Origin of the sequence: Chrysosporum bergii ANA360D (genome assembly GCF_029891735.1) — a bacterium.
Classification (GTDB): domain Bacteria; phylum Cyanobacteriota; class Cyanobacteriia; order Cyanobacteriales; family Nostocaceae; genus Umezakia; species Umezakia bergii.
The window spans coordinates 29030-44407 of record NZ_JANQDH010000013.1; the positions used below are offsets into that span (position 1 = coordinate 29030).

The 15378-nt window shown below is 37.7% G+C and carries 10 protein-coding genes; 9 read left to right on the forward strand and 1 reads right to left on the reverse strand.

What is annotated here, in order from left to right:
* The first annotated feature begins 177 nt into the window (after positions 1-177).
* The 6 genes from NWP17_RS01800 to mutS all read left to right on the forward strand — a co-directional run bounded on the left by NWP17_RS01800 (position 178) and on the right by mutS (position 7460).
* Complete coding sequence (locus tag NWP17_RS01800; RefSeq protein ID WP_280653235.1) at positions 178-1143, forward strand: DUF1517 domain-containing protein; 966 nt, start codon at positions 178-180, stop codon at positions 1141-1143.
* 142 nt (positions 1144-1285) lie between these two features.
* The gene (locus tag NWP17_RS01805; RefSeq protein WP_280653204.1) at positions 1286-2425 is read left to right on the forward strand and encodes an AAA family ATPase; all 1140 of its coding nucleotides are present in this window, start codon (positions 1286-1288) and stop codon (positions 2423-2425) included.
* The gene (locus NWP17_RS01810; RefSeq protein WP_280653205.1) at positions 2406-2924 is read left to right on the forward strand and encodes a hypothetical protein; all 519 of its coding nucleotides are present in this window, start codon (positions 2406-2408) and stop codon (positions 2922-2924) included. The genes NWP17_RS01805 and NWP17_RS01810 overlap by 20 nt, the downstream gene beginning before the upstream one ends.
* A 113-nt stretch (positions 2925-3037) precedes the next feature.
* Complete coding sequence (locus NWP17_RS01815) at positions 3038-4219, forward strand: AAA family ATPase (RefSeq protein WP_280653206.1); 1182 nt, start codon at positions 3038-3040, stop codon at positions 4217-4219.
* A complete protein-coding gene (locus tag NWP17_RS01820) occupies positions 4213-4803 on the forward strand; it encodes a DUF4276 family protein (protein WP_280653207.1) in 591 nt (196 codons plus the stop codon). The genes NWP17_RS01815 and NWP17_RS01820 overlap by 7 nt, the downstream gene beginning before the upstream one ends.
* A gap of 74 nt (positions 4804-4877) precedes the next feature.
* Complete coding sequence (mutS, locus tag NWP17_RS01825; protein ID WP_280653236.1) at positions 4878-7460, forward strand: DNA mismatch repair protein MutS; 2583 nt, start codon at positions 4878-4880, stop codon at positions 7458-7460.
* Positions 7461-7608: 148 nt separating this feature from the next.
* On the opposite strand, the gene NWP17_RS01830 is transcribed toward mutS, so the two are convergent.
* On the reverse strand, positions 7609-8877 hold the full coding sequence (locus tag NWP17_RS01830; protein ID WP_280653208.1) for a tetratricopeptide repeat protein: 1269 nt from the start codon (positions 8875-8877) through the stop codon (positions 7609-7611).
* A gap of 304 nt (positions 8878-9181) precedes the next feature.
* Between NWP17_RS01830 and NWP17_RS01835 the strand changes: the two genes are divergently transcribed.
* The 3 genes from NWP17_RS01835 to NWP17_RS01845 are packed head-to-tail and all read left to right on the forward strand — an operon-like array spanning position 9182 to position 15217.
* Positions 9182-11281: a dynamin family protein gene (locus NWP17_RS01835; protein WP_280653209.1), complete on the forward strand. Its 2100-nt coding sequence runs from the start codon at positions 9182-9184 to the stop codon at positions 11279-11281.
* Positions 11282-11337: 56 nt separating this feature from the next.
* Positions 11338-13191 carry a dynamin family protein gene (locus NWP17_RS01840; protein ID WP_280653210.1) on the forward strand — a complete coding sequence of 618 codons (1854 nt, stop codon included), beginning with the start codon at positions 11338-11340 and terminating at the stop codon, positions 13189-13191.
* Between the two features lie 40 nt (positions 13192-13231).
* A complete protein-coding gene (locus NWP17_RS01845; RefSeq protein WP_280653211.1) occupies positions 13232-15217 on the forward strand; it encodes a dynamin family protein in 1986 nt (661 codons plus the stop codon).
* Positions 15218-15378: the final 161 nt, after the last annotated feature.

Here is a 15378-nt window from a genome sequence, read left to right on the forward strand (position 1 = left end):
CCTCTCAGCTTGCTGTGTCAATAAGATAAGAAGCGTTAAATTAGAGATGTCGGTAGGAATATAAAAACCAGAAATATTTTGGCAGTAGGATAAACCGTTAGACCTAAAACCCTTATCACACCCGCAACAATTAGCGGTGATCAAATGTCAAAACTAGTACAAATTTTCAACGTCATTATGGTTAACAAACTACAAAGAACCCTCAAACCGGTGTTACAAATTTTCTTTGTTTGCAGCCTGGTGTTAGCTTTAGCACTGAGTCATGCTGATGGAGCGTTAGCGGCTCGCAGCGGTGGTCGCATCGGTGGAGGCTCATTTAGAGCGCCTTTTAGCCGCAGCTATACACCCCGCACCTATGCCCCTCCCGGTGGGGGATACTATCCTGGTGGTGGCTTCGGTTTTCCTTTCTTGATTCCCTTCTGGGGTATAGGAGGAGGATTTGGCGGACTATTCACCATTTTAATCTTCTTGGCTATTGCTAACTTTCTAGTTCAAACCTTCCGTCGTGTTACCAGTGGTGAAGGCGAAGAAATAACTAACAGCAGCAACCCCCCTGTTTGTGTAACTCGTTTACAAGTCGGTTTATTAGCCCAAGCCCGTGGGTTGCAAACCGAACTTAACCAAATTGCCGAATCTGCTGATACTAATTCCCCAGAAGGACGAGCAGAAATTTTGCAAGAAGCCAGTTTAGCTTTACTCCGTCATCCAGAATACTGGGTGTATGCAGGAGGTGCTACAGAGCAAGTTAAATTAACTTCAGCTGAAAGTCAGTTTAACCGTTGGTCATTGGCAGAACGCAGCAAATTTAGTGAAGAAACCCTCTCCAATGTCAACAACCAGTTAAAGTCAGCCTTAAACAAAGATGCTCTACCTGCTGCTAACCAACTGGAGAACCCATCCCGTCTCATCAGTGCAGGACCAGGAGAATATTTAATTGTCACCTTATTAGCTGCCACATTAGGCAAATTTGCCATCCCAGACATCAACAGTTCTGATGATTTGCGTCAAGCATTGCGGCGCATTGGTGCAATTCCCAGTGATCAACTTTTAGCCATTGAAGTACTTTGGACTCCCCAAGCTGAAGGCGATACCCTCACATCTGATGATGTGTTAGCCAAATACCCTGATTTAAAATTAGTGTAAAAAATCGGTGTAAAAATGTAGTGCGGGCATACTATTGTTACGCGACGCAAGCTATGGACTACGCTCAGTACAAGTCTTGCCCGCTACTGTACTTCACTTAAGTCAAATTCCCTGTAATTAACTAAGAGTATTGGAGTAAGTCATGCTCAAGCAACTAATCCTAGAAAATTGGAAAAGTTTCCGTTATGCAGAACTTCCTCTTGATCCGTTAACTGTTCTGATTGGTACTAATGCCAGTGGCAAATCTAATGTAGTTGAAGCTTTAGAATTTTTGCAAAGGATAGCCCAAGGAGAAAATATTGAAACTGCTTTAGCGGGAAATAAGACACTTTCTTCTCTGCGAGGTGGTGTAGAGTGGGCTGCACGTAAACCAGAAAATGAATTTACATTAAAGGTGCTAGTGGCGGGTGAGGATGAAACAACAGATCACTTATATGTTATTCAAATCCAAACAATTCCTAAAATTAGAATTATGCAAGAATCTATTGAATATATTGATGAAAAGTGTCACCCACACTCAGTATTATTTTGTAACGGTATTTATCATAGCTCAGTTTCTAGTTTAGATTGGCATATTCCACATCTAAAGACAATTTTCATCCTCAATCCCATACCTTCTAAAATGCGTGATTACTCAAGGCTTTCTGATAGGCTAGAAAGCGACGCTGCCAATATAGCCGGTGTCTTAGCAGCATTACCTGAGCAGGAAAAGACAGAAGTAGAATCAACACTATCTAACTACATCAAAGATTTACCAGAAGGCGATATTAAAAAAGTTTGGGCAGAAAAAGTTGGTAGATTAGGCATAGATGCCATGCTTTATTGTGAAGAAGAGTGGAAAACTGGAGAAATCACAGAAATTGATGCTAGAAGTATGTCAGATGGAACTCTACGTTTTCTCGCCATTATCACAGCACTACTCACTCGTCCAAAAGGTAGTCAAATTGTAATTGAAGAAATAGATAATGGTTTACATCCTTCCCGGGCAAAATTGCTGGTAAAAATACTCAGAGAAATTGGCAGCAAAAGAAATATTGATATTTTAATTACTACCCATAACCCAGCGTTACTTGATGCTTTTGGTCCTGAGATAGTCCCTTTTGTAGTTGTCGCTCATCGGGACTCAAAAACAGGAGAAAGTAAACTTAGTATCTTAGAAGATATTGAGAATCTTCCTCTTTTACTCGCATCAGGTACTTTGGGTAAACTAGCAACCAAAGGAGCAATTGAAAAAAGCCTTGCTGATCATAATAAAACCACATATGAAAATCCTGATTATTGATACATCAATACTTTGCGCCTATTTAAATGTTCCGGGTAAAGAAACTTGCGGTAGTGATTCTGACAAATGGGATAAAAGGAGAGTTGAAGAATGTTTAAAATTAGAAGAGAGCAAAGGCACAAAGTTTATACTGCCATTAGCCACAATTATAGAAACTGGTAATCATATTGCCCAAGCTAATTGTCAAAGATATGAAATTGCTCAGGCTTTTGCCGAAATATTAGTGAAAGTGGCAGATGGAGTTATACCTTGGGAAATTTTTACAACTCAAGTAGATGAACTTTGGAATTCAGAACAGCTGAAAAAGTTAGCCTCTGAATGGCCTACTTTAGCATCCGCTAAGATTTCTATTGGAGATGCAACAATTAAAACTGTAGCTGATTATTATTCTAAAGCCAGCACCAGATTTGAAGTAGAAATTTTCACTGGTGATGAGGGATTGAAGGCTTATCAACCACCCCCACCACAAACACCCACACGCCGCAGCAGTCGCAGATAAGATAACAAAACTTTGAGCGATCGCCTGTGCCAGTTGCGTAAGCCCTATGTCAATGTTATAATATTTTTAATAACTGATGGTGAAACTAAATAACAGGCAAACTGGAGAATCAAGTGGAAGGCAAGATATGTATCCGGAAACTACGATTAACAAATTTACTCTCCTATGGACATGAGGGCGAAGAAATTGAATTACAACCCCTCAATGTTTTAATTGGCGCTAACACTTCTGGTAAGTCCAATTTAATTGAAGCTTTGGGCATTTTACGGGCTACACCCACAGATTTACCCGCACCATTTCGTCAAGGTGGGGGAGTAAGTGAGTTTTTATGGAAGGGTAGCCAGGAAAAATCAATAGCTACAATTGACGCTACTATCGACTACCCCCAAAGAACCCAAAACATACACTATAAGATTAGCTTGACAGAAGTTGGTCAAAAACTAGAGTTAGTGGATGAAGCTGTAGAAAATGAACAACCGTTTCCAGACGAGAATGATGTCTATTTTTACTATCGTTACCAATCTGGCCGCCCAGTTTTAAATAATATATCGAAAGAAAAACGCTATCTCAAACGAGAGGAATTAATTCCGGGGCAATCAGTATTATCTCAAAGAAAAGACCCAGATTTATATCCAGAACTCTCTTATATCAGCAATATTTTTTCTAACATCAGTTTATATCGTCATTGGCAAATGGGACGGTATTCACAACCAAGAAATGCTCAAAAAACTGATTTACCCGAACATCCTTTACTAGAAGATGCCAGCAATATAGGTTTAGTCTTAAATAACTTACAACATCAAATAGGTAATAAAAAAATTCTGGATAGTTTAAAAGAATTTTATGCCACAGCCGAAGAAATGAGTGTGAGAATATATGGCGGTACAGTACAGATATTTATTCGTGAACAGGGATTTATTCAACCAATTCCTGCAAACCGTTTATCTGATGGTACACTGCGTTATTTATTCTTAATGGCTTTATTACTAGACCCAACTCCACCGCCAGTTATTTGTCTGGAAGAACCAGAAATTGGTTTACATCCAGATATTTTACCGACGATAGCAGAAATGTTGATTGCAGCATCAGAAAGAACACAATTAATAGTCACAACTCATTCTGATGCTTTAGTTTCTGGTTTGAGTGAATATCCAGAATCAGTAATAGTGTGTGAACGAGACAACAAAGGTTCTCACCTCCGCCGCCTTGAACCTAATCAACTAAGAGATTGGCTAAAAAATTATACTCTAGGCGACCTATGGCGCATGGGTGAAATTGGGGGAAACCGATGGTAAAAATTCGGTTGTATATAGAGGGTGGTGGTGACGGTAAAGAGACAAAAGCTAAAATGAGGAAAGGATTTAGGGAACTTTTGAAACAATTTGAATTGGATATTACCATGTGTGGTCCTCGTAATTGGGCTTTCCGTGATTTTAAAACTGCTTTAAAATCTCACCCAAATGATTTGAATATTTTGCTGGTTGACGCAGAAGTACCTGTAACCAATGATTCACCTTGGCAACATCTGAAGTTGAGGGATGACTGGGACAGACCCCCAGGAGTTGATGAGGATCAATGCCATTTGATGGTGCAATTAATGGAAGCTTGGTTGATTGCTGATGTTGAAGCGCTAAAACAATATTATGGTCAGAATTTTCTAGAAAACGCCATTCCTAAAACTTCAAATGTAGAGACTATTGACAAACCACGTATAGAAAAAAGTTTACAAAGGGCTACGCGCCGCACTACCAAGGGTGAGTATGAAAAAATTAAACACGCCTCTAAGCTTTTGGCAATGCTAGACGTAGCTAAGGTTCGTCAGGCTTCGCCATCCTGCGATCGCTTATTCACAACCTTAGATAAGATAACAAAACTTTGAGCGATCGCCCCATAAGCTGCACATCAGGTTATCATCAGGTATTGTGGAATCTCCGTGCATTACCCTTAGCATCTATGACTGCTTCTCATTCTGAAACCCAACCAACGGAAACTAATCACACTGCTGCACCTCTGGTCGATACTAAATTGATAGACCGCAGCAAGCTGAGTAAAATGTACCAGCATTATGTGGAAGTAAAGGATAAATACCCTCATGCTTTGCTGTTATATCGGGTAGGAGATTTTTTTGAAACTTTTTTCCAAGACGCTGTAACTGTATCCAGAGAACTAGAACTCGTACTCACCAGTAAACACGGTGGCGACATTGGTCGCGTAGCCATGACTGGCGTACCCCACCACGCCTGGGAACGCTACACTACCCAACTGGTAGAAAAAGGCTATGCGGTGGTAATTTGCGACCAAGTGGAAGACGCATCAGAGGCCGTGGGTTTGGTCAAGCGGGAAGTAACCCGTATCCTCACACCGGGAACTCTACTGGAAGAGGGAATGTTGAAATCTAGTCGTAATAATTACTTAGCAGCAGTGGTAATTGCCGTCAATCATTGGGGTTTAGCTCATGCAGATATATCTACAGGCGAATTCCTCACCACTCAAGGCAGTGATTTGGAACACCTCACCCAAGAGTTAATGCGCTTGCAACCTTCGGAAGTGGTGGTTCCTACTAACGCCCCTGATTTGGGTGGCTTGCTGCGTCCCGGCGAAACTTCCCCTCATCTTCCCCCATGTTTACCACCATCATTTTGCTATAGCTTGCGATCGCAAGTTCCCTTTTCCCAAGGTGAAGCTAGATCCAAATTATTGCAGAAATTTAAGCTACGTTCCTTAGAAGGAATCGGTTGTGATCATCTTCCTTTGGCTGTGCGGGCTGCTGGTGGTTTGCTAGAATATGTGGAAGATATGCAAAAAGTCAACCCCGTCACCCTGCAAAGGTTACGTACTTATATTATTACTGACTACTTAATCGTTGATAATCAAACTCGCCGTAACCTAGAAATTACGCAAACAGTCCGGGATGGTACATTTCACGGGTCTTTGTTGTGGTCATTGGATAAAAGCACCACAGCCATGGGAGGGCGAGCGTTGCGACGGTGGTTATTGCAACCATTACTGGAAATTAGAGGTATTCGGGCGCGTCAAGATACCATCCAAGAATTAATGGAAAATACCCCCCTGCGCCAGGATTTGCGGCAATTATTACGGCAAATATACGATTTGGAGCGGCTAACGGGAAGGGCTGGTTCGGGAACGGCTAACGCTAGAGATTTAGTGGCTTTGGCAGATTCCCTCTCACGCTTACCCCAATTATCTCAGCTGGTGACCGATGCGCGATCGCTGTTTCTCAAAGCTTTGCAAAAAGTCCCCCCATCCCTGGGAGAATTAGCGGAAAAATTACACGCCCATCTGGTAGAGTCACCCCCCACACATATCAAAGAAGGGGGCTTAATTCGTCCAGGGATCAGTACCATATTAGATGAGAGAAAAGCCACGGTAGAATCAGACCAACAATGGATTGCTAATTTAGAAGTAGAAGAACGGGAAAAAACAGAAATTTCTACATTAAAAGTAGGATTTAATAAAACCTTTGGTTACTATATTAGTATTCCCCGGGCTAAAGCTGACCAAGCCCCCAGTAATTACATCCGCAAGCAAACTCTAACCAACGAGGAACGCTATATCACCCCAGAATTAAAAGAACGGGAAGCCCGCATTCTCAGCGCACGGGATGATTTAAGTGAGTTGGAATATCAGATTTTTGTAGAGTTGCGCCAGGAAGTGGGAGAACAAGCGGAAGTAATTCGTGGTATTTCCCGCGCTGTCGCCGCAGCAGATGTATTGTGTGGTTTAGCTGAATTAGCTGTACAGCAGGGCTACTGTCGTCCTGAGATGGTTGAAGGAAGAGAAATCACCATTATAGATGGTCGTCATCCGGTGGTAGAACAGTCTTTACCCACAGGGTTTTTTGTCCCCAATTCTACCCAGTTGGGAAGAGAGAACACCAGCCCAGAAACAGAAGAAGAAAAACCTGATTTAATCATTCTCACTGGACCAAATGCCAGTGGTAAAAGTTGTTACTTACGTCAGGTGGGATTAATTCAGTTAATGGCGCAAATTGGGAGTTTTGTCCCCGCCAAGTTTGCCAAACTGGGGGTATGCGATCGCATTTTTACCCGCGTGGGTGCTGTGGATGACTTGGCCACAGGTCAATCTACCTTTATGGTAGAAATGAACGAAACCGCAAATATTCTGAATCATGCCACCGAGCGATCGCTGGTATTATTAGATGAAATTGGCCGGGGAACAGCCACTTTTGATGGTCTTTCCATCGCTTGGGCGGTAGCAGAATATATAGCTGTGGAGATTAGGGCGCGGACAATTTTTGCCACCCACTATCATGAATTAAATCAACTAGCTAATATTCTCCCCAATGTGGCCAATTACCAAGTTACTGTCAAAGAGTTACCCGACAAAATTGTTTTTCTCCACCAAGTCCAGTCCGGGGGGGCTGATAAATCCTATGGTATTGAAGCAGGACGTTTAGCCGGTTTACCAGATGTAGTCATTCAACGCGCAAAACAAGTGATGGAACAAATAGAAAAGCATAGTAAAATCGCCCTGGGTTTGCAAAATATGGATTAATCCATTCAGGAATTTTCAAACACAGCAGATAGCGGGTAAACTAAGTAAAAATGTAAATGATCAAACTTTTGTACTGCGGGTATCCTACCCGCTACCATACCTATTTATCAGAGTGTCATCCCATCACATACCGCGATCGCCCACAGCACTAGGGAAAATAACCCCCCTCTAAATCATCAATTACTTTTTGTATATACCACTCCTCCGTTTTCCCTGGATTATGTTCTTGCTTTTGGATAATTAATCTTTCCGCGATTTCCCAATGTCCCCCCACTATCCGCAAAAGTCGCTTACGCAGTAAATCATAGTTTTCCTGTGTTGAATTATGACTAAATACACGTATATTCTTCAAATTCTCTAATACTTGAAAGTAATTTTCCCAATCTTCCTGTTTACAAAAAATACTCACCGCTTGTTGATAATCTGCAACAGCTTTGTACATCTCCTCCATGCAATTGTAGACAATACCACGATTGTAGTAAGCTTGCCCATTATCCGGATTAATTAGCACAGCGTGGCTATAATCTTGAATGGCACGACTATAATTACCAGATTGCCGATAGGCGTTACCCCTAGCAACATATCCTAAAGCTTCATGGGGCAGCATTTTTATCACTTGGTCGAAATCAGCGATCGCTCCTTGATTATCCCCCAAAGCTAAACGGGCTTTACCTCGATTGCGATAAACCACCGCATCTTGAAAATTTAATTGGATTGCTCGATTAAAATCCGCGATAGCCTCTTGATATTTTCCCATTTTACAGTTGATTACCCCACGACAACAATAAGCTTGGGCATCTTGGGGGTCAGCTTGTAACACCCAACTAACATCAGCCATAGCCCCGCGGGTGTTTCCTACTTCCGCTTTTTCCAATAATTGTTTTAGATATGCGCTTGTAGATAATATCGGACTACTCCTAGAACTAGCCAACTGCGCCAATGATTTTTTGGCTGGTTGTAGCTCTTTAATTTTTTCCATACACAGACGACAATTTTCTGTATCCTTTTCTGCTAAATATAATTCAGCCGCCTTTTTAAAATTAGCGATCGCATCTTCAATCAATCCTTGTTTTCGCCTTACTACTCCCTGCAAATCATAAGCAGGCGCATAATTACAGTTGAGGCGAATAGCCTTTTCCACATCATCCGCAGCCCCCGGTAAATTTTTTAGCTCCACCCTAGCCAACCCCCGACAATAATAGGCCTCCATACTTTCAGGATTCAACTTCAAAGCTTCTGTATAATCAGAAATAGCTTGATAAATAATACCTAAATGATAATAAGCCAAACCCCGGCGCAAAAAAGCATCCGCAAAATCCGGATTGTCGTGTAAACAATCGCTAAATTCCTGAACAGCACCTGTATAGTCCTTTTCCTGAGCCTTTTTCAATCCCCGCTCATAAAATTTATCACTCATAGTTACTACCCATTACCCGCTTTTTCTCTGTGTTGTCGAGTATCTCTGTAGTTCATTATAACTGGACTTTAGACTAAAAGAGTATGCTCAAGGTGGAAAAGGAGGTCATCCTGTCACCCCTGGATACGGATACAGTACCATAGCGTGGATACCAGAAACAGATTCACCAAAGTATAAATATGTTGACATAGTAGTACGGCAATTGTATTGTATTATATGGTATGATTTTAAAAATCCTACAATTAACCAGTTCATATTCTAACTTAACAAAAATCTAACTCAAGGTTAATTAACGGTTAAAAGTATGACACCAGCAAATGAACATTTCAGCAAAATTGATCAACATATTCAATTTTTAGAGAAAATATTGCAAAAGCCGAGTATTACTAACTCTGCTAGACAGGAATTATCTCAACAGCTACAAAAGATTAAAAAACGTCGTGCTGATCATAATTTATATTTAGCAGTAATTGGTGAATTTTCCAGTGGTAAAAGTACCTTTATTAATGCTTTACTTAGGGATGATTTACTGAAAACTTCTGCATTAGTAGCTACAGCAATAGATACGAAAATTAGTTATGGAACGAGTTTTAAAGTTCAGGCTTTATTTAAACATACAAGACCAAAACAGTTTATCAAAAAACCTATAGAACCATCTAAAAAAACTAATCCAAAAATAAAAATTGCTTGGTTTCCCAGTTTGATAATTTGGATACCTTTAATGATTTGGTTATCTAGCATATCTGCTGTTTTTCTAGGTTTATTATTACTACCAATAATTATAGTTATTACAACAGGTATTAATCAATCATTAAAAAATAAACCTACTACTAGAAAGCTACCAGTTACTAGTAAAATGGTTACTTCCAATGAAGTTATAGAAATGGGAATTTCACCCCATCAATTTGTACATATGGTAACATCAGAAGAAGAACTTTCTAGAGCTTTAGATAATGTTAAAATTTACCATCCAGCGAATTTTCTTAAAAGTGGAATTGTGATTATAGATACTCCTGGAACTAATGCAGAAAATGAAGAACATGGTAAAATAACCAAAAAAGTGATAGAAACCGAAGCTGATGCTGCTGTAATTATTATACCTGCGGGACAACCTCTTTCAACTACATTAATTAGCTTTCTATCTGGACCAATTTATCAATATATTCATCGTTGTGTCTTTGTGATTAGTAAAATGGATACTATTCGACAAAAAGAGCAGGGGAGATTAATTAAAAATATTGAAAAAAGGCTGATGGAAAATTTACAAATAGACAATTTCTTAATGATAGAATCTGCACCACAAGTAGTGTTAGATATGTTAAACCCACAAGAGGAAATTGACGATAAACAGAAACCTTGGCATGATAAATTTGTGGATTTAGAAACAAGATTGTATGAATATATGATCAGTTGTAGAGAAATTGCTATTGCAGAAAGTGTGAGTAGATTACTAACACAAGTTTTTCGTCAATCAGAGTATCATTTGCAAAGTCAACAAGAACAGTATAGAAGAAAACAAGAAGCAATTGAACGTGAAGTTATTAGAGATTTACCATCATTTACATCAGAACAATATGGAGAATGTGCGAGTATGATTGAAAATGCTACTAATGTGGCCAAATCTAAAGTAGAAAAAATCCTGAGTGATTGTCAAGAGAATATGGAATCACAAATTAGAGGAATGATTTTTGCTACAGAAAATAAGGATGAGCTAAAAAATCTCCTAGAAAATCGAATTTCACCAGTTTTTAACAATGCTCGTTCTACTCTGGATACAAGTTTAAGTAGTGCTACTAGAGAATTAAATACTTCTTTTAATCAAGTTAAAAAACATTTTGATCAGAAATTTTCCCAAGAGTATAGTAAATTAAAAGCATTGTCCAGCAATTCTAATTTAACGACAATACAAGCTATACAGGACAATATGCAAATTAGCACTTCCAGTGTGATGTCTGTAGCTTCGGAAATTGGTAAAGAAGCAGGAGATCAATCAGGTAGAAATGTAGGAGTAGGAGCAGGAGCAGCACTGGGAACATTAATTTTACCAGGTGTGGGAACAGTTGTTGGTGCTGTATTAGGAGGTATTTTTGGTAGCTTATTCGGTCCATCATTAAGTGAACTAAAAAATCGTTCTTGGAATGAACTACAACCCAAGATTAATGATTATTTTAGAGCCGCAAAAACAACTGTGGAACAATCTTTAATCACCTATTCTCAACAAATGAAAAATCAGTTGAATAGTCATATTGATACCTATGTTGTTACCTATCAGACAATTGTTAATAATATGCAACAAGAGCAAAGGGAGGAAAAAGAACGTTTGTATAGACTACAGCAAGATATTCAAGCTGATTTATTAGAAATTAGTACGAGAATTAAATCTCTGGAAATACCTAATATCTAATTTGTCACCCAAATGTTGTTAATAAAAAATGTGAGAAAACAATCGAGAGAATAATTATGATAGATGATATCTTAGGCAATTTTCAACACTGGTTTATGGATGATTTAAACTCAGAATTCTCAGAAATGGACACAAAATTACAACCAGAAATAGAAATTAAAATACCTAGTGATTTAACTAATAAATTATCTCACTGGTTTAACCAATGTTCTGAACTTGCTCACTCTTTATCAAAAGAAAATCAAGAATTAGGAGAACATATTGTAACTGGACTATCAACTATTGATAAAAGACGACTTTTACCAGGATTTAGACTAGCATTTGTGGGAGAATTTAGTAGAGGAAAAAGTTATTTAATTAACCGCTTATTAAATAGAAATATTGTACCGGAAGGTGCATTACCTACTACAGCTACACTCACTTCTATTGTGGCAGGTTTAGAGGAAAAAATGGAAATAAGAACAGGAGGAAAAATAGAAATTCGCTCCTTAGAAGAAACATCATGGCAAGATTTATTAGCAACGGATGAAGCAGGATCAGATCAAGAAATTTTTGCAGGTGTAAGAATTAGTTTAAATCATGAATGGTTGCGTTTTTTAGATATAGAAATTATTGATACTCCCGGAGCAGGAGATTTAAGTGAAAGACGAGCAAATCTAGTTTCTGATATATTAAATCAATGTGATGCGGCGGTTTTATTGGTTAGTGCTACATCACCATTTAGCATGACAGAAGCAGCTTTTTTAGAACAGGAAGTGATTGGTCGTCATGTTCCGCGTATAATGGTAACTATCTCTAAATTGGATCTCATTAATGCTAATGAAAGAGGAAAATTAATAGACAATATTACTCATAAAATTCAGCAAATTTCCCCACATATTCCTGTAATTTCCACATATCCTATTGATGATAATTTACAATCAGAAAATGACTGTTTAACAGCTATTATTACTGAAATAGAATCATTAGTAAATCAAGGAGAACGTCGTATTTGGAGAAGTCGTCAAGTATCACAACAATTGATAGACTGGTTAAATCAGTTAATAGAAATATCTCAAGATATGATTTCTAGCATACATCTAAATATAGAAGAAAAGAAACAATATTTACGTCAAGCCAGAAATGATATAGATAGAGCAAATATTACCTGGGATAACTTACAATTAGAATTAGAACAAAGGAGGTTACAAAGGAATAAACAAATATATCAAACTTTAACCGCAAACAAAGAAGAAATGTTAGAGAACCTTCAATTTGAATTACAAAGGACTCCCGATTTAAAACTTTGGTGGGAACGTGATTTACCATTTCGCTTAAGAAGGGAATTAACCATTTTAAGTCGTAAATCTGAAAGTTTCTTATTGAAATTTTTAGGACAAGATGTAGAATGGTTACAAAATGAAGTAGCCAGAATTTTTAATACTCATCTCAAGCAACAAGTTTTTACACCATTAGAAAATACAGGAGTGGAATTTCAACTGGAAGATCAAAATATTACAGATTTACAAAAATACCGTTTATTTACTAGAATTGGTAGCACTGCGGCCATGATTGTAGGTTCAATTTTAGGGGGACCAATTGGTATGGCTGCTAGTACAGGAGTTTTACTTTTTTTGAAACAATATCTCAGTCAAGAATTAGAAACACAAAGAGAGCTTTTATCAGAGGAATTAAACCGCGTAGTTGATATTTCTATTGATGAATATTCTCAACAAATTTCCCAACGGTTACGTCAACTTTATCAAAGGATTATAGATGATATGGAAACAGAGCAAGCTACTTGGAAATCTGCTAAAAAAGCCGCTTTGAATGTGGATTTATTTAGTAATACCGATGAACATAATTTGCAAGAGATAATCCAAAAATCTTTGATTTTACAACAACAAATAACTGCTGCATTGTCAATATAAGTCAATAGAAACTAGTCATAATTCATGCGAGGATAAAAAGATGTCACAGTTAAATAATGATCGAGAAAAATTTGAAGAAAAAATCAAGACTCTTGTAAGATTAATTGAAAAGCAAATAAAAATTGCTAACTTCCTTAATAAACCTGATCAAATAGCTAATCTCAAAAATTTACTGAACATTGTACAATCTACTAGCTTTAAAGTGATGGTATTGGGGGAATTTAAACGCGGTAAAAGTACCTTTATCAATGCTTTATTAGGTGAAGAAATTTTACCAGCTTTTGCTACTCCATGCACTGCAATTATTAACGAAGTTAAATGGGGAGAAAAACCACGTGCTATACTCCATTTTAATCAAGTAGATGGTCAAGAAAGAGAAGAACCGAAGGAGATACCAGTAGATGAAATTGAAGAATATGTAGTGATTAAAGAGGATGTAGATCAAAGTCAAGCAATTAATGAAAGTCCTTATGAAAAGCTAGAAATTTTCTGGCCTCTGAAACTGTGTGAAGATAGGATAGAAATTATTGATTCTCCAGGTTTAAATGAACATAAAACTCGTCAGCAAGTAACAGAAAGTTATTTAGTTACTGTTGATGCTATTATTTTAGTTTTATCTTGTGAACAATTATTTTCTAAATCTGAGCAAGAAGTAGTTGATAATAAACTCCTTCCCATGGGACATGAAGATATTTTCTTTGTTTGCAATCGCATTAATTTGATTCGCAGAAATGAAGTAGACACAGTTAAAGATTCTGCTCTTAGGAAATTATCTTCACGTACCAGACTAGGACCAGAACGTATTTTCTTTATTGACGCATTAGGCGCATTAGATGGTAAACTAGGTCATAATAATGAAGCATTACAAAAATCAGGTGTTCCTCAATTAGAAATTGCACTCCAGAAGTTTTTAACCAATGAAAGAGGTCGAGTTAAAATTCTTCGTCCTGCTCAGGAATTGAGAAATGCAATTAACGAAGTAAGAAAAACTATACCTGAACAAATAGCTATGTTAAAAACCGATGTTTCGGAATTAGAAAAACGTTATGCTGCTGCTCAAGAAACATTAAAAATTTTGGAAGATAAACGTCGCAGTATTGTACAAAAGTTAGCAAATTCCATTGAGGATACAAAAGAGCTAGTCAGTTATAAAACCAAAGATTTTTGTCGAGACTTAGTTCCAAAAATTAAAACCATTGCTCAGGAATATCAATTACAAACTGAGATTAAGTTCTTCTCTTTAGATCATAAATCAATGATAGAAACTGCTGTTAAAGAAGTTGTCAGTTATTTAGAAAGTCAGTCAGAAAAAGAATTTTATAATTGGCAAACTTCTGAACTTGAGCCATTATTAGCAAGAAGAATGGACAATATGAAAACTTCCTTAGATAGTGAAGCTAAAGAATTTATTGATAGAGTAGATAATCTGCGTTTAGAACTTTCTGGAGTGTCTATTTCTAAAGTAGAAGTTTCCAAAGGAGATGTAGGAGTGAGAGATGTTTCAGCCGTAGAAAGGATTTTTTCCGCAGCAGGTGGTTTTTTAATTGGTGGTCTTGGTGCTGCTACAATTGGAGCTACTTTTGGCTATCAAGAAATGTTAACAAGTTTAATACCACAACTGATAATTGGTGTTATAGGTTATATATTTTTAGGATTTAATCCTATTACTTTAATACCCATGCTTGCAGCTGCTTTAATTCAGGGTAAATTAATGGAAGGTGGACTTGCTAACAGAATTAAAGAGGAAGTAGGTAAGAAATTTTCAGAACAATTAAATCAATCCACAGTGGATATAGTGGATAAAGTTAGTAAAGCGGTTAGTGTAGAACTGAATAAGGTTAAAAATCTCGTAGATAAAGGTTTAGAAGCTGAAATTCAGAACATTAGACAACAGGTTAAGAATGTTTTAGATGATAAAGAAAAAGGGCAAGCAGAAGTTGATAAAAAGCTGAAACAATTGGATGATTTAACTCAATATGTTAATAAAATTGATGGAGAACTTTATGATTTAATTTCTCAGGTTTAACTGGACTTTAGACTAAAAGAGAGCGATCGTTAGATAAAGGGACTGCAAAAAAATCAAGGGATGCCTGTAAGAACAGACACCCCCATAGCGGAAAATGAAAGAAGCACAACCAACGTTCATCTACCGCTATGGATGTTTTTACACAACTGAAAGAATTTCGT

Coding starts and splice junctions, on each gene's coding strand:
- NWP17_RS01800 (WP_280653235.1), top strand. CDS start 178: ATGGTTAACAAACTACAAAGAACCCTCAAACCGGTGTTACAAATTTTC.
- NWP17_RS01840 (WP_280653210.1), top strand. CDS start 11,338: ATGATAGATGATATCTTAGGCAATTTTCAACACTGGTTTATGGATGAT.
- NWP17_RS01810 (WP_280653205.1), top strand. CDS start 2,406: ATGAAAATCCTGATTATTGATACATCAATACTTTGCGCCTATTTAAAT.
- NWP17_RS01805 (WP_280653204.1), top strand. CDS start 1,286: ATGCTCAAGCAACTAATCCTAGAAAATTGGAAAAGTTTCCGTTATGCA.
- NWP17_RS01830 (WP_280653208.1), bottom strand. CDS start 8,877: ATGAGTGATAAATTTTATGAGCGGGGATTGAAAAAGGCTCAGGAAAAG.
- NWP17_RS01820 (WP_280653207.1), top strand. CDS start 4,213: ATGGTAAAAATTCGGTTGTATATAGAGGGTGGTGGTGACGGTAAAGAG.
- mutS (WP_280653236.1), top strand. CDS start 4,878: ATGACTGCTTCTCATTCTGAAACCCAACCAACGGAAACTAATCACACT.
- NWP17_RS01835 (WP_280653209.1), top strand. CDS start 9,182: ATGACACCAGCAAATGAACATTTCAGCAAAATTGATCAACATATTCAA.
- NWP17_RS01845 (WP_280653211.1), top strand. CDS start 13,232: ATGTCACAGTTAAATAATGATCGAGAAAAATTTGAAGAAAAAATCAAG.